The 20,756-nt window shown below is 70.6% G+C and carries 17 protein-coding genes and 1 tRNA gene; 14 read left to right on the top strand and 4 right to left on the bottom strand.

The annotated features are described in order from the left end of the window. Window positions 1–69: 69 nt before the first annotated feature. From ACZ6C1_RS11825 to ACZ6C1_RS11800, 6 genes are all read left to right on the top strand, one after another. Window positions 70–1,113 (top strand): ABC transporter substrate-binding protein, encoded by a 1,044-nt coding sequence (locus ACZ6C1_RS11825; RefSeq protein WP_469240359.1) that lies wholly within the window; start codon window positions 70–72, stop codon window positions 1,111–1,113. Between the two features lie 5 nt (window positions 1,114–1,118). Next, window positions 1,119–1,964 (top strand): siderophore-interacting protein, encoded by an 846-nt coding sequence (locus ACZ6C1_RS11820; RefSeq protein WP_469240113.1) that lies wholly within the window; start codon window positions 1,119–1,121, stop codon window positions 1,962–1,964. Between the two features lie 413 nt (window positions 1,965–2,377). Then, on the top strand, window positions 2,378–3,820 hold the full coding sequence (locus tag ACZ6C1_RS11815; RefSeq protein WP_469240112.1) for a pyridoxal phosphate-dependent decarboxylase family protein: 1,443 nt from the start codon (window positions 2,378–2,380) through the stop codon (window positions 3,818–3,820). Beyond that, complete coding sequence (locus ACZ6C1_RS11810; RefSeq protein ID WP_469240111.1) at window positions 3,804–5,075, top strand: lysine N(6)-hydroxylase/L-ornithine N(5)-oxygenase family protein; 1,272 nt, start codon at window positions 3,804–3,806, stop codon at window positions 5,073–5,075. Before ACZ6C1_RS11815 ends, ACZ6C1_RS11810 begins: the two co-directional genes overlap by 17 nt. Continuing rightward, window positions 5,072–5,638, top strand: coding sequence for a GNAT family N-acetyltransferase (locus ACZ6C1_RS11805; protein WP_469240110.1), 567 nt, complete (start codon window positions 5,072–5,074; stop codon window positions 5,636–5,638). Before ACZ6C1_RS11810 ends, ACZ6C1_RS11805 begins: the two co-directional genes overlap by 4 nt. Next, complete coding sequence (locus tag ACZ6C1_RS11800; protein WP_469240109.1) at window positions 5,635–7,401, top strand: IucA/IucC family protein; 1,767 nt, start codon at window positions 5,635–5,637, stop codon at window positions 7,399–7,401. Before ACZ6C1_RS11805 ends, ACZ6C1_RS11800 begins: the two co-directional genes overlap by 4 nt. Before the next feature lie 58 nt (window positions 7,402–7,459). Here the strand turns inward: ACZ6C1_RS11800 and ACZ6C1_RS11795 are convergent, their stop codons facing one another. After that, entirely contained in the window at window positions 7,460–9,076 is a 1,617-nt protein-coding gene (locus ACZ6C1_RS11795) for a beta-N-acetylhexosaminidase (protein WP_469240108.1), read from the bottom strand. Between the two features lie 151 nt (window positions 9,077–9,227). Between ACZ6C1_RS11795 and ACZ6C1_RS11790 the strand changes: the two genes are divergently transcribed. The 3 genes from ACZ6C1_RS11790 to glmS all read left to right on the top strand — a co-directional run bounded on the left by ACZ6C1_RS11790 (window position 9,228) and on the right by glmS (window position 12,312). Then, window positions 9,228–10,094, top strand: a complete 867-nt coding sequence (locus tag ACZ6C1_RS11790) for a DUF4429 domain-containing protein (RefSeq protein WP_469240107.1) — start codon at window positions 9,228–9,230, stop codon at window positions 10,092–10,094. A gap of 75 nt (window positions 10,095–10,169) precedes the next feature. Beyond that, window positions 10,170–10,445 carry a hypothetical protein gene (locus ACZ6C1_RS11785; protein ID WP_064069380.1) on the top strand — a complete coding sequence of 92 codons (276 nt, stop codon included), beginning with the start codon at window positions 10,170–10,172 and terminating at the stop codon, window positions 10,443–10,445. A 49-nt stretch (window positions 10,446–10,494) separates the two neighbouring features. Next, complete coding sequence (gene glmS / locus ACZ6C1_RS11780) at window positions 10,495–12,312, top strand: glutamine--fructose-6-phosphate transaminase (isomerizing) (RefSeq protein ID WP_469240106.1); 1,818 nt, start codon at window positions 10,495–10,497, stop codon at window positions 12,310–12,312. 96 nt (window positions 12,313–12,408) lie between these two features. Here glmS and ACZ6C1_RS11775 read toward each other — a convergent pair whose 3' ends face one another. Next, on the bottom strand, window positions 12,409–12,975 hold the full coding sequence (locus ACZ6C1_RS11775; protein ID WP_469240105.1) for a GPR1/FUN34/YaaH family transporter: 567 nt from the start codon (window positions 12,973–12,975) through the stop codon (window positions 12,409–12,411). Window positions 12,976–13,128: 153 nt separating this feature from the next. Continuing rightward, window positions 13,129–13,650 (bottom strand): universal stress protein, encoded by a 522-nt coding sequence (locus ACZ6C1_RS11770; RefSeq protein WP_073750871.1) that lies wholly within the window; start codon window positions 13,648–13,650, stop codon window positions 13,129–13,131. A 763-nt stretch (window positions 13,651–14,413) separates the two neighbouring features. Between ACZ6C1_RS11770 and ACZ6C1_RS11765 the strand changes: the two genes are divergently transcribed. From ACZ6C1_RS11765 to ACZ6C1_RS11745, 5 genes are all read left to right on the top strand, one after another. Beyond that, entirely contained in the window at window positions 14,414–14,731 is a 318-nt protein-coding gene (locus ACZ6C1_RS11765) for a hypothetical protein (RefSeq protein ID WP_469240104.1), read from the top strand. Between the two features lie 378 nt (window positions 14,732–15,109). Beyond that, entirely contained in the window at window positions 15,110–16,336 is a 1,227-nt protein-coding gene (locus ACZ6C1_RS11760) for a helix-turn-helix domain-containing protein (RefSeq protein ID WP_469240103.1), read from the top strand. A gap of 97 nt (window positions 16,337–16,433) precedes the next feature. Continuing rightward, window positions 16,434–17,033: an oligoribonuclease gene (orn, locus tag ACZ6C1_RS11755; protein WP_469240102.1), complete on the top strand. Its 600-nt coding sequence runs from the start codon at window positions 16,434–16,436 to the stop codon at window positions 17,031–17,033. A gap of 96 nt (window positions 17,034–17,129) precedes the next feature. Beyond that, window positions 17,130–17,202, top strand: a tRNA-His gene (locus tag ACZ6C1_RS11750). Window positions 17,203–17,791: 589 nt separating this feature from the next. Beyond that, a complete protein-coding gene (locus ACZ6C1_RS11745) occupies window positions 17,792–19,516 on the top strand; it encodes a glycoside hydrolase family 6 protein (protein ID WP_469240101.1) in 1,725 nt (574 codons plus the stop codon). A gap of 57 nt (window positions 19,517–19,573) precedes the next feature. Here the strand turns inward: ACZ6C1_RS11745 and ACZ6C1_RS11740 are convergent, their stop codons facing one another. Continuing rightward, window positions 19,574–20,602, bottom strand: coding sequence for a LacI family DNA-binding transcriptional regulator (locus ACZ6C1_RS11740; protein WP_469240100.1), 1,029 nt, complete (start codon window positions 20,600–20,602; stop codon window positions 19,574–19,576). Between the last annotated feature and the right edge of the window lie 154 nt (window positions 20,603–20,756).

Below are 20,756 nucleotides of genomic sequence, written 5' to 3'. Positions count from 1 at the left end.
TGAGGTTAGGCTAACCTACCTTCGAACTTGCCCAGTGGCCGAATGCGGCCGTACGAAAGCGACTCCGCCATGCCCAGCAACGCCCGAGCCACCCACCTCACCCGTCGCGGCCTGCTCGCCGCGGGCGGCGCCCTCGGGCTCGGCGCCGCGCTCGTCGCTTGTGGCGGAGGCAAAGACGACAAGGGCTCTTCCAAGGCCGCCGAGAAGTCCGGCCCGTGGAAGTTCACCGACGACCGCAACAAGGCCGTCGAGCTGAAGACCACGCCCAAGAACATCGTCGCCTTCATCGGGACCGCCGCCGCTCTGCACGACTACGGCATCGAGGTCAAGGGCGTTTTCGGCCCGACGACCGTCAAGGACCCGAAGACCGGCAAGGACAAGCCGGACATCCAGGCCGGTGACCTCGACGTCACCAAGGTGAAGAACCTCGGTAACGTCTGGGGCACCTTCAACATCGAGGAGTACCTGAAGCTCGAGCCCGAGCTGCTGGTCTCGGCGATGTGGGACAAGGACGTCCTGTGGTACCTGCCGCCGCAGTCGCACGACAAGATCGTCAAGCTGGCGCCGACCGTCGCCCTGTGGGCCGCCAACACCACGATGCCGAAGGCCCTGCAGCGCCACGCCGAGCTGGCCGAGTCGCTCGGCGCGGACCTGAAGGCCAAGAAGACCGTCGATGCCAAGGCCCGCTTCGAGAAGGCCGCCGCCACCCTGCGCGCCGCCGCGAAGGCCCGGCCCGAGATCCGCGTCATGATCGGCTCGGCCAGCGCGGAGCTGTTCTACGTCTCGCTCGCCAAGATGTCCGCGGACACCGCGTACTTCGAGGAGCTGGGCGTGAAGTTCGTGAAGCCGAAGGTGAACGCCCAGGGCTACTTCGAGGAGCTCAGCTGGGAGAACCTCGACAAGTACCCGGCCGACATCATCATGATGGACAACCGCAGCCAGGCCATCCAGCCCGCGGACCTGAAGTCCAAGCCGACCTGGGCCCAGCTTCCGGCCGTGAAGGCCGGTCAGGTCGTCCCGCGCTTCACCGAGCCGATCTACTCGTACGACAAGTGCGCCGTCCTCCTGGAGGACCTCGCCAAGGCGATCGAGAACGCCAAGAAGGTGGCCTGAGCCGCATGTTCGGATTCTTCTCCCTCAAGGTGGCGCGGACGCGCCGGCTCGGCCCGTCGCTGGTCCGCGTCACCTTCACCGGGGTGTCCGACGAGGAACTGAAGGGTTTCGCCGCCGGGGGCCGCGACCAGAGCCTGTCGCTCTTCCTGCCGCACCCCGGCCAGCCCGAGCCGGTCATGCCGCCGGTGGTCGACGGGGACCTGTACGGCGCGCTCGGCGCGTGGCGGGCCATGCCCGACGACGTGCGGGCGGTGATGCGCTCGTACACCGTGCGCGAGCAGCGCCGCACCGACGACGGGACGACCGAGGTCGACATCGACTTCGCCCTCCACGAGGACGGCGGTCCGGCGTGCCGCTGGGCCGCACAGGCCTCGGAGGGGGACCGGGTGGTCGTCCTCGGCCCGACGGTCGCCGACAACACCGGTGTGCGCTTCCGGTTGCCGGAGGACGCGGACGAGGTGCTGATCTGGGGCGACGAGACGGCGCTGCCCGCCGCCTCGTCGATCCTGGAGTGGCTGCCGGCCGGGACCCGGGCGCAGGTGTGGCTGGAAGTGCCGTACGCGGCCGACCGGCTGGAGCTGGAGACCGAGGCCGACGCCACCATCACCTGGCTGGTCCGGGAGGAGGGCGCGCCCGCCGCCGTCGACGCCGTACGCGCCGCCGAGCTGTCCGGCACCGCTCCCTACGCCTGGATCGCGGGCGAGTCCGGCTCGGTCAAGGCGCTGCGCCGCCACCTCGTCAACGAGCGCGGGATCGACCGCCGGCGCGTGACGTTCGTCGGCTACTGGCGCAAGGGCCTGAGCGAGGACGCCCTGCGCGAGGTGCCGGACGCCACCGAGGACGAGTCCTAGCCCGGCTCACCGACCGCACGCCGACGCCCCGGGGCCTCCGCCCCGGGGCGCACCCACGTCCCGCCCGGCGCCACCGCTCCCCTCGGCCCGGAAAGCACCCGGATTCCGCACCCCCGCACCCCCACACCCCGCGCTCCGGGGCACCCGGGCCCTGCCCCCCCTCCGCGCCGGGGCGCCCGGGCCCCGCCCCCACCCCCGCGCCGGGGCGCCCATGCCCCGCCCCGCGCCCCCATCCCCCGGCCCTCCGGGGAGGCCCGCCGTTCCGCCCGTAACGGGCGGGATTCCAGGGCTCGGTGAGACCTCCGATTCGGTTTCACGTTCAAATTAGGTTAGGCTAACCTTACTTCCACGCGGCTCCTCAGCCCCTCCTGTCCCTGAGGGCCGATCAAGTCCCGTACCCGGGAGGACCTTGCATGCGCTCGCACCTGCTCAATGACGCAACCGCCGAGCAGTACCGGCGTTCCGTCACCGAAGGAGTCGAGCGGGTGGCGAACCGGCTCGCCTCCACCCGGCAGCCGTTCACCGGCGTCACCCCCGACGAACTGGCTCCCGTCATCGCCGGCGTCGACCTCGACAAGCCGCTCGGCGACTCCTCGGCCGCCCTCGACGAGCTGGAGCAGGTCTACCTCCGCGACGCCGTCTACTTCCACCACCCGCGCTACCTGGGCCACCTCAACTGCCCGGTCGTCATCCCGGCGGTGCTCGGCGAAGCGGTCCTCTCGGCCGTCAACTCCTCCCTCGACACCTGGGACCAGAGCGTCGGCGGCACGCTCATCGAGCGCAAACTGATCGACTGGACCACCGGCCGCTGCGGCCTCGGCCCCGCCGCCGACGGTGTCTTCACCAGCGGCGGTACGCAGTCCAACCTCCAGGCGCTGCTGCTGGCCCGCGAGGAGTCCAAGACGGACGACCTGGCGAAACTGCGCATCTTCACCTCCGAGTGCAGCCACTTCAGCGTCCAGAAGTCGGCCAAACTCCTCGGCCTCTCCCCCAAGGCCGTCATCGCGATCCCCACCGACCGCGACAAGCGCATGCAGTCCGTCGCCCTCGCCGCCGAGCTGGAGCTGTGCGCCGCCCAGGGCCTGACGCCCATGGCGATCGTCGCGACCGCCGGCACCACCGACTTCGGCTCCATCGACCCGCTGCCCGAGATCGCCGAGCTGGCCGGCCAGTACGGCGCCTGGATGCACGTCGACGCGGCCTACGGCTGCGGGCTGCTCGCCTCGCCCACCCGCCGCCACCTCCTCGACGGCATCGAGCGCGCCGACTCGGTCACGGTCGACTACCACAAGTCGTTCTTCCAGCCGGTCAGCTCCTCCGCCGTCCTGGTCAGGGACGGGGCGACGCTGCGCCACGCCACGTACCACGCGGAGTACCTCAACCCGCGCCGCACCGTGGAGGAGCGCATCCCCAACCAGGTCGACAAGTCGCTCCAGACCACCCGCCGCTTCGACGCCCTCAAGCTGTGGATGACCCTGCGCGTCATGGGCGCCGACGGTGTCGGACAGCTCTTCGACGAGGTGTGCGACCTGGCCGCCGCCGGCTGGGACGTGCTCGCCGCCGACCCGCGCTACGACGTGGTCGTCGAGCCGTCGCTGTCCACCCTCGTCTTCCGTTACATCCCGGCCGCCGTCACCTCGCCCGCCGAGATCGACCGCGCCAACCTCTACGCCCGCAAGGCGCTGTTCGCGTCGGGCGAGGCCGTCGTCGCCGGTACGAAGGTCGACGGCCGCCAGTACCTCAAGTTCACCCTGCTCAATCCCGAGACGACCGTGCACGACATCACCGCCGTCCTCGACCTGATCGCCGGCCACGCCGAGCAGTACCTTGGAGAAAACCTTGTCCACGCCTCGTGACATCCACGATTTCGTCGGTATCGGACTGGGTCCGTTCAACCTCGGCCTCGCCTGCCTGACCGAGCCGATCGACGAGCTCAACGGCGTCTTCCTCGAATCGAAGCCGGGCTTCGAGTGGCACTCCGGCATGTTCCTCGAAGGCGCCCACCTCCAGACGCCGTTCATGTCGGACCTCGTCACCCTGGCCGACCCGACCTCGCCGTACTCCTTCCTCCAGTACCTCAAGGAGAACGGCCGGCTGTACTCCTTCTACATCCGCGAGAACTTCTATCCGCTGCGGACGGAGTACAACGACTACTGCCGCTGGGCCGCGTCCAAGCTGAGCAGCATCCGCTTCTCGACCACGGTCGAGAAGGTCGAGTACGACGCCGGGGAAGAGCTGTACACGGTCCTCACCACCGCCGGCGAAACGTTCCGCGCCCGTCACCTCGTCCTGGGCACCGGCACCCCGCCGTACATCCCGGACGCCTGCCAGGGCCTGGACGGCGACTTCATCCACAACTCGCGCTACCTGCCGAACAAGGAAGCGCTCCAGAAGAAGAAGTCCATCACCCTCGTGGGCAGCGGCCAGAGCGCCGCCGAGATCTACTACGACCTGCTGAACGAGATCGACGTCCACGGCTACCGCCTGAACTGGGTCACCCGCTCCCCGCGCTTCTTCCCGCTGGAGTACACCAAGCTCACGCTGGAGATGACCTCCCCCGAGTACGTGGACTACTTCCACGCCCTCCCCGAGGCCACCCGCTACCGCCTGGAGTCCCAGCAGAAGGGTCTGTTCAAGGGCATCGACGGCGAGCTGATCGACGCCATCTTCGACCTGCTGTACCAGAAGAACCTCGGCGGCCCGGTCCCCACCCGTCTGCTCACCAACTCCTCGCTCAACAGCGCGACCTACGAGAACGGCACGTACACGCTCGGCCTCCGCCAGGAGGAGCAGGGCAAGGACTTCGAGATCCAGACCGACGGCCTGATCCTCGCCACCGGCTACAAGTACGTCACTCCCGCCTTCCTGGAGCCGGTCAGGGACCGCATCCGCTGGGACGGCCAGGGCCGCTACGACGTCGCCCGGAACTACTCCATCGACACCACCGGCCGTGGCATCTTCCTGCAGAACGCCGGCGTGCACACCCACTCGATCACCAGCCCCGATCTGGGCATGGGCGCCTACCGCAACGCGTACATCATCGGTGAACTGCTCGGCTCCCCGTACTACACCGTCGAGAAGTCCATCGCGTTCCAGGAGTTCGCCGTATGAGCACCACCCTGTCCCTCGGGACGTTCACCTTCCGCCCCCTCGACCCCCTCACGGACGGCGAGCTGATCCACGGCTGGGTCACCCATCCGAAGGCCGCCTTCTGGATGATGCAGAACCACACCGTCGCGGACGTCGAGCGCGAGTACATGGCCATCGCGGCCCACGAGCACCACGACGCCTTCATCGGCCTCCGTGACGGCGAGCCCGCCTTCCTCATGGAGCGGTACGACCCGTCCAAGGTCGAGCTGGTGGGGCTGTACGAGGCCCGCCCGGGCGACGTCGGCATGCACTTCCTGGTCGCACCCACCGACACGCCCGTCCACGGCTTCACCCGCGCGGTCATCACCGCCGTGATGGAGGAGCTGTTCCGCGACCCGGCGACCGAGCGGGTCGTCGTCGAACCCGACGTGCGCAACGAGGCCGTCCACGCGCTGAACGAGGCCGTCGGCTTCGAGATAGCCGAGCGGATAGCCAAGCCGGAGAAGGACGCGTACCTGAGCTTCTGCACCCGGGAGCGCTTCGTGAAGAGTCGCGGCCACGCGGCGGTCGGGGCCGCCCGATGAACCCCGTCGCGCACCTCACCCCCGAGCGCTGGGCGCACGCCAACCGCCTGCTGATCCGCAAGGGCCTCGCCGAGTTCGCCCATGAGCGGCTGCTCGACCCCGAGTCCCTGGGCGGCAACGGCTACCGCGTCCTCAGCGACGACGGCACCACCGAGTACCGCTTCACCGCCCGCCGGTTCGCCCTCGACCACTGGCAGGTGGACGCCGACTCCATCAGCCGCCACCAGGGCGGCGAGGAGCTCCCGCTGGACGCGCTGCGGTTCGTCATCGACCTGCGCGGCTCCCTCGGCCTGAGCGACGAGATCCTGCCGGTGTACCTGGAGGAGATCTCCTCCACCCTCTCCGGCACGGCCTACAAGTCCACCAAGCCGCAGGTGCCCGCCGCCGAGCTGGCGAAGGCCGACTTCCAGGCCGTCGAGACCGGCATGACCGAGGGCCACCCCTGCTTCGTCGCCAACAACGGGCGCCTGGGCTTCGGCATCGACGAGTACCACGCCTACGCGCCGGAGGCCGCGAACCCCGTCCGGCTGATCTGGCTGGCCGCCCACCGCGACCGCACCACCTTCACGGCGGGCGAGGGCATCGACTACGAGAGCTTCGTCCGCGCCGAGCTGGGTGACGCGGCCGTCGACGGCTTCGCCCGGACGCTCGCCGACCGGGGCCTGGACTTCGCCGACTACCTGCTCGTGCCCGTCCACCCCTGGCAGTGGTGGAACAAGCTGTCCGTCACCTTCGCCGCCGAGATCGCCCAGCAGCGCCTGGTGTTCCTCGGCGAGGGCGACGACCAGTACCTGGCCCAGCAGTCGATCCGTACGTTCTTCAACACGAACGACCCGGCCAAGCACTACGTCAAGACGGCCATCTCGGTCCTCAACATGGGCTTCATGCGCGGCCTGTCCGCCGCCTATATGGAGGCGACCCCGGCCATCAACGACTGGCTGGCGCACCTCGTCGAGAGCGACGACGTCCTGAAGGCGGCCCGCTTCTCGATCATCCGCGAGCGCGCGGCGGTCGGCTACCGGCACCTGGAGTACGAGGCCGCGACGGACCGGTACTCCCCGTACCGCAAGATGCTCGCCGCGCTGTGGCGCGAGAGCCCGGTGCCGACCGTCGAGGACGGGCAGCGCCTGGCCACCATGGCGTCGCTGCTGCACACCGACCACGAGGGCGCGTCGTTCGCGGGCGCGCTGATCGCCGAGTCGGGCCTGGCGCCGACGGAGTGGCTGCGCCGCTACCTGGACGCGTACCTGCTGCCGATCCTGCACACCTTCTACGCCTACGACCTGGTGTGGATGCCGCACGGCGAGAACGTGATCCTGGTGATCGAGGACGGCGTCGTCGAGCGTGCGATCTTCAAGGACATCGCCGAGGAGATCGCGGTCATGGACCCCGACGCGGTGCTGCCGCCGGCGGTGGAGCGGATCCGGGTCGACGTGCCCGAGGACACCAAACTGCTGTCCGTCTTCACCGACGTCTTCGACTGCTTCTTCCGCTTCCTGGGTGCGACGCTCGCCGCCGAGGGCGTGGTGGACGAGGACGGCTTCTGGCGGACGGTCGCGGAGTGCGTGAAGGCGTACCAGGACTCGAAGCCGGAGCTGGCGGACAAGTTCACGCAGTACGACATGTTCGCCGACGAGTTCACGCTCTCGTGCCTCAACCGCCTCCAGCTGCGCAACAACAAGCAGATGGTGGACCTGGCCGACCCGTCCGGCGCGCTGCAGTTCGTCGGCACGCTGCCGAACCCGATCGCGCGGTTCGCGTAACCCGGACCGGCCGGGGCGCTGAACGGAGTACGGTCCTCCGTTCAGCGCCCCGGCTTTCTCACTGCGTCCGCCACGGCACCTGCGGCGACCGGTAGTAGTCGACGCCCAGCGCCTCCAGGCGCGGCCCCTGCCCCGCGAGCCGCTGCCTGTACGTCTCCCAGTCGTGGGTGGCTGCGGGGGACCATCCGAGTTCCGCCGCGCCGATCAGCCTCGGGAACGCCATCCGGTCGATGTGCGCGCTCGACGAGACGGTCTCGCTCCACAGCGGTGCCTCGACGCCCGCGACGGCGCCCGCGGGCACGCCCGGCAGGTAGGCCCCCGGGTCCCAGTCGTAGGACCGCCGGACCTCGACGTACCCCGCCCAGGACAGCCCGAGCGGGGTGTCCTTGGTGTACTTCATGTCGAGGTAGAGCCGGTCGCCGGGTGACAGGATCAGCCGGGTGCCGTTGCGTGCGGCGTTCGCCACCCGCGCCTTCTCGGCGTCGCTGGTGCGGTCCAGGCCCCAGTACTGGGCGAGGGCTCCCTTCGCCGGGTTCGCGCCGACGAGCTGGTGCCACCCGACGACCGTCTTGCCGTACTTCGCCACGGTGGCCTGCGCCCGGTCCATGAAGGCGACGTAGTCCTGGTGGCTGGTGGAGTGCGCCTCGTCGCCGCCGATGTGGAGGTACCGGCCGGGGGTGAGCGCGGCGAGCTCGCGGACGACGTCGTCGACGAAGTCGTACGTGACGTCCTTCGCCACGCACAGGGAGCTGAAGCCGACCTCGGTGCCCGTGTAGAGGGGCGGGGCGACGCCGTCGCAGTTCAGCTCGGCGTACGAGGCGAGGGCGGCGTTGGTGTGGCCGGGCATGTCGATCTCGGGCACGACCTCCAGGTGGCGGGAGGCGGCGTACGCGACGATGTCCTTGTACTGGGCCTTGGTGTAGTACCCGCCGGGCCCGCCGCCGACCTGGGTGGAGCCGCCGCGGGTGGCCAGGCGGGGCCAGGAGTCGATGGCGATGCGCCAGCCCTGGTCGTCGCTGAGGTGCAGGTGCAGCTTGTTGATCTTGTAGAGGGCCATCTGGTCGATGTAGCGCTTGACCTGTTCGACGGTGAAGAAGTGCCGGGACACGTCGAGCATCGCGCCCCGGTAGCCGTAGCGGGGCGTGTCGGTGATCGTGCCGCCGGCGACCTTCCAGGGGCCCGGCTGCCGCGTGCCCTCCTCCACGGAGGCCGGGAGCTGCTGGCGGAGCGTCTGGACGCCGTGGAAGAGCCCGGCCGGCCCCCGGGCGGTGATGGTGACCCCTCTCGGGCCGGACTCCATCCGGTAGCCCTCGTCGCCGAGCGCCGTCTCCCGGCCGCTGAGCCGCAGCCGGATGCCGCCGCGCCCTTCGTCGTCGTCCACGACGGGCAGCGCGTACCCGGTGGACGGCCGCAGCACGTCCGCGAGGTACGCCCCGACGCGGCGGGCCTCGCGCGAGTCGTCGTCCACATGGATCCGGGTGCGGGCGGTCAGCGTGTAGGGGCCGCCGCCGGGGCGTACGGAGGAGGGCGCGGGCACGATGTCGCCGAGCGGCCGCGCGCTGGGCGCCGCTGCGGCGCCGCCGGGCGCGGCTCCGGTCCCGGCGACCCCGGCGGCCACCACGAGCAGCAGCGAACCGAGGAGGCGGAGGCGGGGGAACGTTCTGCGCTGTCTCACAAGCTGGTCCCTTCGAGGGGCGTCGCAACTGTGGGCTGTGCAACCGAACGGTCACCATGCGTACCGTGCGTCCCGGAGCGGGTCAAGGTATAGACCATCTCCGGTCGAGGCGATCATGGGGCGGGCGCCCCTCGATGCCAGAATCGTCGGCATGACGGAAATCATCCAGAAGGACGGGACCTGGAGTTTCGACGGGGACGTCATACGCATCGTGCCGGGCGGTGACAAGAGCGTGGGGCTGCTGCGCCGGACGCTCGGGGAGATCGCCGTACCTCTGAGGGCGTTGGCCGGGATCTCGTTCGAGGCGGGCAAGAAGTCGGGACGGCTGCGGCTGCGCCTGCGTGACGGTGCCGATCCGCTCCTCCAGGTCACCGGGGGCAAGCCGGCGGACGGCTCGGACCCGTACCGGCTGGCGGTGGCGAACGACCGCAGCGGGGTGGCGGAGTACTTCGTGGACGAGGTGCGTCACGCGATGCTGCTGGAGCAGGTGGAGACGGGTCCCGTGGACGCGTACCTGCTGCCCGGCCCCGCACTGCCGATCACCGCGGGGGCGGGGGACGCCACGGTGACGTTCGACGGGGAGCGCATCCGCCTGGAGTGGAACTGGAAGACCGAGGAGTCCAAGGCGTCCGGGGGCGACCGCACCCTGGCGCTGGCGGACGTGCGCGCGGTGGAGTGGCTGCCGGCCGCGGGGCTGGAGAACGGCTACCTGCGGTTCCGGGTGGGCACCGGCACGGCGGCCGCTCCCCCGGCGCCCAAGTACGATCCGCACGCGGTGGAGCTGTGGGGCTTCCGCAAGGACCCGCTGATGGCGCTGGTCGGCGCGGCCGTGGTGGCCCGGCTGCCGCACCCGAACGCCACGCAGGCCACCGTGCCGCCCGCGCCGGAGCCGGCGCCCGCCGCCGACCATGACGTCCTGCTGCGGCGGCTGAGGGAACTGGGCGAGCTGCACCGGACGGGGATTCTCACGGACGACGAGTTCAGCACCGCGAAACAAGCGATTCTCCGGCAACTCTAAGCAAAACGGACGCACGCCTGCCCGATATCGGGCAGGATTGTTGCCATCCATATGCCCTTCCTTCAATATCTACGAGTGCTCGAACACCGCCCGTCGCACGACGACCTCATCGACCACCTGGTCCGCAGCACCGCGCTCCAGCGTGGTGAGGCCGCCCGGGTGGTGCTCGACGTGCTGGCGTACTTCGACGAGACGACGGAGGAGTTCGTCCGCCGCCGCCACCGTGAACTGCAGTCCGGCGGCGAGGTGAACGCCACGATCTTCGAGCGCATCGCGGCCGAACTGCCGCACCGCGCCGTGGCGCCACCGGAGCTCTCGCTCCGGCAGCTGCGCCGCATCGTCTACGGCTGAGCGTCGAAGCCGAGCACACACCCGCAATCATTCGGAGGGGCAACACTTTATGTGCGGAATCGTCGGTTACATCGGTAAGCGTGACGTGGCTCCGCTGCTGCTGGAGGGTCTGGCGCGGCTGGAGTACCGGGGGTACGACTCGGCGGGCATGGTGATCACCAGCCCCAAGGCCACCGGCCTGAAGATGGTCAAGGCCAAGGGTCGCGTCCGTGACCTGGAGGCCCGCGTCCCCAAGCGCTTCACCGGCACCACCGGCATCGCCCACACCCGCTGGGCCACCCACGGCGCCCCCAGCGACGTGAACTCCCACCCGCACATGGACCCCGAGAACAAGGTCGCGGTCGTCCACAACGGCATCGTCGACAACGCCCTCGAGCTGCGCGCCAAGCTGGAGGCGGAGGGCGTGGTCTTCGCCTCGGAGACCGACACCGAGGTCCTCACCCACCTGATCGCCCGCTCCCAGGCCGAGACCCTGGAGGAGAAGGTCCGCGAGGCGCTCAAGGTCGTCGAGGGCACGTACGGCATCGCCGTCATGCACGCCGACTTCAACGACCGCATCGTCGTCGCCCGCAACGGCTCCCCGGTCGTCCTCGGCATCGGCGAGAAGGAGATGCTCGTCGCCTCCGACATCGCCGCGCTGATCGCCCACACCCGCCAGATCGTCACCCTCGACGACGGCGAGATGGCCACCCTCAAGGCCGACGAGTTCCGCACCTACACCACGTCGGGCACGCTGACCACCGCCACGCCCGAGACCGTGGAGTGGGAGGCCGCCTCCTTCGACATGGGCGGCCACGACACGTACATGCACAAGGAGATCTCGGAGCAGCCCGACGCCGTCGACCGCGTCCTGCGCGGCCGCATCGACGAGAAGTTCTCCACCGTGCACCTCGGCGGCCTGAACCTGGACGCCCGCGAGGCCCGTGGCATCCGCCGCGTGAAGATCCTCGGTTGCGGCACCTCGTACCACGCCGGTCTGATCGGCGCCTCGCTGATCGAGGGCCTGGCCCGCATCCCGGCCGACTCCGAGCCGGCCTCCGAGTTCCGCTACCGCAACCCGGTCGTGGACCCCGACACCCTGTACATCGCCGTCTCGCAGTCCGGTGAGACCTACGACGTGCTGGCCGCCGTGCAGGAGCTGAAGCGCAAGGGCGCCCGCGTGCTCGGCGTCGTGAACGTGGTGGGCTCGGCGATCGCCCGCGAGGCGGACGGCGGCGTGTACGTCCACGCCGGCCCGGAGGTCTGCGTCGTCTCCACCAAGTGCTTCACCAACACGGTCGTCGCCTTCGCGCTGCTCGCCCTGCACCTGGGCCGCATCCGCGACCTGTCGGTCGCCGACGGCAAGCGGATCATCGAGGGCCTGCGCAAGCTGCCCGCCCAGATCCAGGAGATCCTCGAGGGCGAGGAGGACATCAAGAAGCTCGCCGCCGAGTACGCGGACGCCAAGTCGATGATGTTCATCGGCCGTGTCCGGGGCTACCCGGTCGCGCTGGAGGCCTCCCTGAAGCTCAAGGAGATCTCCTACATCCACGCCGAGGCGTACCCGGCCTCCGAGCTCAAGCACGGCCCGCTGGCGCTCATCGAGCCCGCCATGCCGACCGTCGCCATCGTCCCGAACGACTCCCTGCTGGAGAAGAACCGGGCCGCGATGGAGGAGATCAAGGCCCGCAGCGGCAAGATCCTCGCGGTCGCCCACCAGGAGCAGGAGAAGGCCGACCACACGATCATCGTCCCGAAGAACGAGGACGAGCTGGACCCGATCCTCATGGGCATCCCGCTCCAGCTCCTCGCCTACCACACGGCCCTGGCCCTGGGCCGGGACATCGACAAGCCGCGGAACCTCGCCAAGTCGGTCACGGTGGAGTAGTCCCGGGTGCGGGCGACCCCCGGCGCGTGCCACCAACGCGCCGGGGGTCGCCCCTTTCGTACGGCCGGTGCCGCCCCGCACCGGCCTCGTGGCCGCTCAGCCGGTGGCCGTCACACCCCGGCCCGCGGCGCGCCCTTCGAACGTGGGCCACTTGGCCAGCGACGCGGTCGCGCCGTACCAGGCGCCGAGGCCCGCGAGTGCGGCGGCCCAGCCGCCGATCCGGGCGAGCACGGAGGCGTCCGCGAAGGCGCCGATGCCGGAGAGCAGCAGGGAGAGGGTCAGCAGCCCGTACACGCCCTGCCCGAGCCGCCCGGTGCCGGAGGCGGCAGCCGTCAGGCTGAGCGACAGCATCGCCCACAGGAGCATGAACAGCCCGCCGGCCTCCGCCGAGACCCCGCCGCCCGCGCCCGTGCCCCAGGCGAACCAGAAGGCGCCGAGGCCGGCGAACGCGGTGCCGGTGCGGCCGTTGCCCGCGTGCAGTTCGAACAGACCGGCGACGAAGAGGGCGACCCCGCCGACCCAGGTCGCGAGGTTCGCGGCGTCGGAGGCCGCGACGTTGTCGATCACACCGGTACCGCCGATACCGAACGCCAGCAGCGTCAGACCGAGTGCGAGGTGGCCGAGAGTAGAGGTGGTGCTCCCCGCAGAGACGTCGTTGTCCACGGCGGGCTCCCTTCATGCTCATGTGCAGTTTTGTGCTGCTTCCCAGCCACCTGGATATACCCTTCACAAGCGCACAACCCACCTCGTGGGGCGGCCGAATTTCGCCTAAAGGGAAGGAAATTGACGCCGCATCACCGGGAGATGACGGCGGGGCTACGGGATGACGACGACGGGCCGCTGCGCGCGCCGCGCCAGCCGTCCGGCGACCGAACCGAAGATCCGGCCGACGATGCCGTGCGTGGAGCCGACGACGATGGCGTCGGCCGAGTACTCGCGGCCGACCTCCTCCAGCTCGTGGCAGATGTCGCCGCCGCGCTCGACGAGGATCCACGGCACCTCGGACAGGTAGTCCGCGCAGGCCAGTTCCAGTCCGAGCACCTCGGTGCGGTGGTCGGGTACGTCGACGAAGACGGGCGGCTCACAGCCGGCCCAGACGGTGGTGGGCAGCCGGTTCGCCACGTGCACGATGATCAGGCCGGAGCCGGACCGCCGGGCCATGCCGATGGCGTAGGCGAGGGCTCGCTCGCTGGACGTCGAGCCGTCGAAGCCGACGACCACCCCGTGCTGGAAGGCGGGATCGCAGGAGTGGCGTGTCTCGTCCGCCGCGAGGGGGTCGACCGGGGAGTCGGCGACCTGCCTGCGGTCCGCGGGTTCAGGGATTTCGTGACCGGCCATCGGTGTCTCGGCGAAGAACGTCCTCGTGGGAAGGAGCAGGGGTCCAACGGTTGGCGACGGAGCTGTGTCCGGGAATCATCTTCCCGACCCCATACCCCCAAGGGTACGGCGGCACTCCCTTGCTGCCCAGTGCCCGCCACCCTGCCGCGGCGGTCACACGGCGTTCCAGGGAGCATGCACGAGCCCGTCCCGTATGGCAATGCCGGGTGGCCCCTACAGCCGTCCGCCGACCCACCGCCCCCAGCGCCCTTCCCTCCCCGGACCCGGCGCCACCTGCGGAAACACCGCCCTCGCACACCGCCCTGCCGTACCGCGCCCGGCTCCACCCGGACCGGCCCGCCCTGCCCGGCCACCGTCCCCCGGCGCGTCGGCGGCCCGGGTCCGGCACCCGCGAGCCCCCGACTGTCCGGACCCGTGGCGGCGGGCACCGGGCCGGCGCGCGCAGGGCACCCCGGGACCGCCGGAGACGCACGCCCCGGGTCCCGCCCCGCCCCCGACCCCGTGGTGACTCTCCGTGACGGACACTTCGGGGCGCGGCGGCGGCCATGCCGACCGGTCGGTCCCCTTCCCGCCCTCCCGACCCTCGCCCACAACCATGCCGACTGGGCGGTTTCTCGCCAGCCTCCGAACCCCCTCCACCGCGCCCATCCGGGGACGGGGAGCAGTGACCGGGGCGGCCGGTTGTCGTTGGCCACTCGGCCCGACCGGTCATACCGCAGTCCGTACTCCGCAGTCCGCGGCCCGCAGCCATCAGGGAGCCTCCGTGCCCGCACCCCCGTCCGCCTCCGCCCCGTCGTCCGCGTCCGAGTCGGCGAGCGACGTGGTCCGCTGGGCAGCCTTCAGCTGCGCCCTGGTCCCCGTGGTCCTCCTGGTGTACGGCACGTCCTTCGGCGGTGCGGCCGGAACCGCTCTCGGGCTGGCCGCCGTGACCGCCGCCTGCCGGGTGCTCCTGCGCCGCTCCGAGCGGGTCGCCGAGGAGGCCCGGCGGCGGACCGTCCCGCACCGCGGCAGGCACTCGAGGTCCGGCACCGGAGCGCACCGCGGAGGCCGGCACGGGGTGGGGTGTGCGCCCGGAGACTGACGGGTTCGCACACGCGCGCCCGTATGTTTTCGGCCAACTTCGGCCACATGGCCATTCCTTGCCAGAATGGCCTGCCAACCCCCTTGTCACCAGGCGAGAAAGGACCGCGGCGGCCGCTCGCACCCTACGCGGATGGGCCATGCGCGTGAGGCGGCCTTCCCTGCGCGGCCCCCGAGGTGGAACGCTTCGTGATCGAATGCTTCGCGCCAAGTTGCCTTGTCGACATAGTGCCGGATGCGGAACTTGTCACTCCGGCGCCACGGGACCCAGTAGATTCGATCATGACTATCGAAGACTGGGGACTCGTGCAAAACCGAGGGGAAACGTGCAGGAGCGACAGGACCTAGGAGACGCGAACACCGAGGGGGGCTTAGCGTCATGAGCCAGGACTCCGCCGCACCGGAGACCGGACGCAAACTGTCCGGACGGCGCCGCCGCGAGGTCGTCGCAGTGCTGCTCTTCAGCGGCGGCCCCATCTTCGAGAGTTCCATCCCACTCTCGGTGTTCGGGATTGACCGCCAGGACGCCGGAGTACCGCGCTACAGGCTGCTCGTCTGCGCGGGCGAGGACGGACCGCTGCGGACCACCGGCGGACTCGAACTGACCGCGCCGTACGGGCTGGAGGCCATCAGCCGGGCCGGCACCGTCGTCGTACCGGCCTGGCGGTCGATCACCTCGCCGCCACCGGCCGAGGCGCTCGACGCGCTGCGCCGTGCGCACGAGGAGGGCGCCCGCATCGTCGGACTGTGCACCGGCGCGTTCGTACTCGCCGCCGCCGGTTTACTGGACGGGCGGCCCGCCACCACGCACTGGATGTACGCGCCGACGCTCGCCAAGCGGTACCCGTCGGTCCATGTGGACCCACGGGAGCTGTTCGTCGACGACGGCGACGTGCTGACCTCCGCCGGAACGGCGGCGGGGATCGATCTCTGTCTGCACATCGTGCGCACGGACCACGGCACCGAAGCGGCCGGGGCGCTCGCCCGCCGGCTCGTGGTGCCGCCGCGGCGCAGTGGCGGACAGGAGCGGTACCTCGACCGGTCGCTTCCGGAGGAGATCGGCGCCGACCCGCTCGCCGAAGTGGTGGCGTGGGCGCTGGAGCACCTCCACGAGCAGTTCGACGTGGAGACCCTCGCGGCCCGCGCGTACATGAGCAGGCGGACGTTCGACCGGCGCTTCCGCTCGCTCACGGGCTCGGCCCCGCTCCAGTGGCTGATCACGCAGCGGGTGCTCCAGGCCCAGCGGCTGCTGGAGACGTCCGACTACTCGGTCGACGAGGTGGCGGGACGCTGCGGCTTCCGCTCGCCCGTCGCGCTGCGCGGCCACTTCCGCCGCCAGCTGGGCTCCTCGCCCGCCGCGTACCGGGCCGCCTACCGGGCCAGGCGCCCGCAGGGTGACCCGGCGGGGCCGTCGGGTCCCTCGTCGGCCGCCATGGAGCCCATGGTGCCCTCACAGGTGCCGTCGGCCGCGCGGCGGGCGGCCGCGGCGGCCGGCGACGGACGCCCGACGGCGACGGCCTCGGCCCCGCCGGAGCACGGCAGGCCGCACGCGGACGCCTTCAGCGGCGGCCGGGCGGCCCTCCCGGGCCAGCGCAGCGCGCCGTAGGGCCGCCGGAGAGACCCGCGTACCGCGATGGAGGGGCGGTCGCTGAGGGGGTGCGGAAGAGCACCCCCTCAGCGACCGCCCCTCTAAGGTAGGACGCATGAACGATCGCATGGTGTGGATCGACTGCGAGATGACCGGGCTCTCGCTGACGGATGACGCACTTATCGAGGTGGCCGCACTGGTCACCGACTCGGAACTGAACGTACTCGGTCAAGGTGTGGACATCGTGATCCGCCCGCCGGACGCGGCACTGGAAACCATGCCGGACGTGGTGCGCCAGATGCACACCGCCTCCGGCCTGCTGGACGAGCTCGCGCACGGCACCACCCTCGCCGACGCCGAGGAGCAGGTCCTCGCCTACGTACGCGAACACGTCAAGGAACCCGGCAAGGCTCCCCTGTGCGGAAACTCGGTCTCCACCGACCGCGGATTCCTGCTGCGCGACATGCCGACGCTGGAGGACTACCTCCACTACCGGATCGTCGATGTCTCCTCGGTCAAGGAGCTGGCTCGCCGCTGGTACCCGAGGGCGTACTTCAACAGTCCGGAGAAGGCCGGCAACCACAGGGCGCTCGCCGACATCCGCGAGTCCATCGCCGAGCTGCGCTACTACCGCGAGGCGATCTTCGTCCCGCAGCCCGGCCCGGACTCGGACACGGCCAAGGAGATCGCCGCGCGCCACGTCCTGCCCGAGTAACCCGCCCGGTGACCCGCCCGCGCGAAAGGCGGGAGCGAGCACCCTCTCGGACCCTGTACACTTTTTCTCGGCCGGTCGGGAAAAAGACCGGTCGTGGTGGGTATAGCTCAGCTGGTAGAGCACCTGGTTGTGGTCCAGGATGTCGCGGGTTCGAGTCCCGTTACTCACCCTGATCGACGAAGGGCCGGTCCGCGAATGCGGACCGGCCCTTCGTCATGTCGCCCCAGGCCCAGGGGCTGAAGAGCGCGGCAACTTCTTCCCGCGCGGGGACGACTGTGAGGTGCGTGACTCTCGTGTGGTGCGCACGGGCTTCCTCTCGAAGTGGGGGGTCCTTCGGCGCGCCGGGGGCAGCGCGGTCCGCCCGGGGATGACAGGACGTGCACAAGCCTTGAACCAGTGGGAGCGCTCCCACTATGGGGAGGAGAGGCCGCCGGGTCAAGGTGCTTGAAGAGTCGAAGAAGAACCAAAACCAAATGTGACGGACCCTCTGTTCCTTGACGGAACTTGTCGCTACGGTCTGCTCCACCAGTGGGAGCGCTTCCATTCAGTCGGCGCGGGGTCGGGTACGCGCCCGGACTGCAAGGAGTCGCTCATGCGACACCCCCCGCACGCCCCTCCCACCGCCCCACGCACCGCTCACCGCCGGTGACTTCGGCGAACCCGCACCTCCTCCGCACCCCCGCACCTATCCGTACGCATCCGTCACCGGGCCGCGTCGATCGGCGGCGCGCGCCCACGACCGAGAGGTAGCACCGGACATGAGCCGCACCAGAACCGCCGCACCCCCCTCCCGCCGCACCGCCTTACTGGCCGCCTGCACCCTGCTCGCGGCGACCGGCGCCACCGCCACGGCGCTGAGCACCCAGGCCGGCGCCGCCGCCCCCGGGTGCCGGGTCGACTACCAGGTCACCAACCAGTGGAGCACCGGTTTCGGCGCGAACGTCACCGTCACCAACACCGGTGACCCGGTGACTTCCTGGACCCTGGAGTGGACCTACGCAGGCGACCAGCGCGTCACCCAGTCCTGGAACGCCACCACCTCGCAGACCGGCGCCGCGGTCACCGCCAGGAACGTGTCGTACAACGGCGCCCTGGCCACCGGCGGTTCGGCCTCCTTCGGCTTCAACGCCTCGTACAGCGGCACCAACGCCGTCCCCACGACGTTCAAGCTGAACGGCGTGGCCTGCAACGGCGGTCCGACGGACCCGCCGACCGACCCGCCGCCGTCCGGCAGCCGGGTCGACAACCCGTACGCGGGCGCCAAGGTGTACGTGAACCCCGAGTGGTCCGCGAAGGCCGCCGCCGAGCCGGGCGGCAGCCGGGTCTCCAGTCAGCCGACCGGTGTCTGGCTGGACCGCATCGCCGCCATCAACGGCGTGAACGGCGGCATGGGTCTGCGCGACCACCTCGACGAGGCACTGCGCCAGAAGGGCACCGGCGAACTCGTCGTCCAGCTGGTCGTCTACAACCTGCCGGGCCGCGACTGCGCCGCGCTCGCCTCCAACGGCGAACTGGGCCCGACGGAGATCGACAGGTACAAGACCCGGTACATCGACCCGATCGCCGCGATCCTCGCCGACCCCGCGTACGCGGGCCTGCGCATCGTCACGACCGTCGAGATCGACTCCCTGCCCAACCTGGTCACCAATGTGACCCCCCGCCCCACCGCCACGCCCACCTGCGACGTGATGAAGGCGAACGGCAACTACATCAAGGGGGTCGGATACGCGCTGAACAAGCTCGGCGCGGTCGGCAACGTCTACAACTACGTGGACGCCGGTCATCACGGCTGGCTCGGCTGGGACGACAACTTCGGCGCCTCCGCCGAACTGTTCAAGCAGGCCGCGACCGCCGAGGGCTCGACGGTCTCCACGGTGCACGGCTTCATCGTCAACACGGCCAACTACAGCGCCCTGAAGGAGGACCACTTCAGGATCGAGGACTCGGTGGGCGGCGTCTCCGTGCGGCAGTCCAAGTGGGTCGACTGGAACCGGTACACCGACGAGCTGTCGTACGCCCAGGCCATGCGCGCCACACTGGTCTCGCTCGGCTTCGACCAGAACATCGGCATGCTGATCGACACCTCCCGCAACGGCTGGGGCGGCACGGCCCGCCCGACCGGTCCCGGCGCGACGACCAATGTCGACACGTACGTCAACGGCGGCCGTTACGACCGGCGCATCCATCTCGGCAACTGGTGCAACCAGGCCGGGGCCGGCCTCGGCGAGCGCCCGAAGGCCGCCCCGGCGGCGGGCGTCGACGCGTACGTGTGGATGAAGCCGCCGGGTGAGTCGGACGGGGCGAGCAGCGAGGTCCCCAACGACGAGGGCAAGGGCTTCGACCGGATGTGCGACCCGACGTACACGGGCAACCCCCGTAACGGCAACAGCATGTCGGGCTCCCTGCCCAACGCCCCGCTGTCGGGTCACTGGTTCTCCGCCCAGTTCCAGGAGCTGATGAAGAACGCCCACCCGGCGCTCTGACGGGCTTCGCACAGCAGGTCCTGTCCTGTGCCTCGGGTACGGAACGAGGCACAGGACTCATGTCGAGTCGCGGACCACCAGTTCCGTCGGCAGGACGACCCGGCAGGGCTGGGACCCGGGGCCGGTGATCTCCTGGAGCAGGGCGCGCGCCATGCGGCGGCCCATCTCCTCGATCGGCTGACGCACGCTGGTGAGCGGCGGGTCCATGAGGCGGGCCACCGCCGAGTCGTCGACGCCGATGAGCGCCACGTCGTCGGGAACCCGCCGGCCCGCCTCGCGCAGGACGCCGCAGGCACCCGCCGCCATGACGTCCGAGGCGGCGAAGACGCCGTCCACGTCGGGACAGCGGTCCAGCAGTTCGCGCATGGCGCGGCGGCCGCCCTCCTCGGTGAAGTCGGCGGCGGCGACCAGCCGGTCGTCGGCGGGGAGGCCGGCCGCCTCGATGCCCTGGCGGTAGCCGTCGAGGCGGCAGCGCGCCACGTACATGTCGAGGGGACCCGTGATGGTCGCGATACGGCGGCGCCCCCGGCCGGTGAGGTGGTCGACGGCCGAACGGCCGGCACCCACGTTGTCGGAATCGACGTACGCCACGGGCTCGTCGGCCGAGCGGCGGCCGTTGAGTACGGCGGGCAGGCCCAGCTCCCGCACCAGGTCGGGCAGCGGGTCGTCCCCGTGGATGGAGACGAGCAGCACGCCGTCCACCCGCTGGGCGGAGAGGTACTGCTCGAACCGCTGCCGTTCCTTGCTGGACCGGATCAGGGTCAGCAGCAGTTGCATGTCCGCTTCCGCGAGCTCGGCGCTGACGCCCCGGATGATGTCGAGGAAGTACGGCTCGGCGAACAGGCGGGCCTCGGTCTCCGGAATGGCCAGGGCGATGGCGTCCGTACGGGCGCCGGCGAGCGCGCGGGCGGCGCGGTTGGGGACGTACCCCAGCTCGGCGATGGCCTGACCGACCGCCTCCTTCGCCCGGTCACTGACCCGGGGCGAGCCGTTGATCACCCGGGACACGGTGCCACGCCCGACACCCGCCCGGGCCGCGACCTCCTCCAGCGTCGGTCTGCCGGTCTGCCGTCCGCTCACCGCCATCGGTCTCCCATCGAACGCCGAGCCCCGCCATGAACAGCGGGGCAGTGACTGTCGTCAACCTAGAGGGTGCCCCTGCAACGGGGCCAGCGGGAGTACCGGTTCGGCGAACCACCCATGGGAGCGCTCCCACATCAGAGGAGTCCGCGCCGCGCCG

Source organism: Streptomyces sp. NPDC041796 (assembly GCF_055590785.1).
This window is presented reverse-complemented; position numbering and strand designations above follow the sequence as displayed.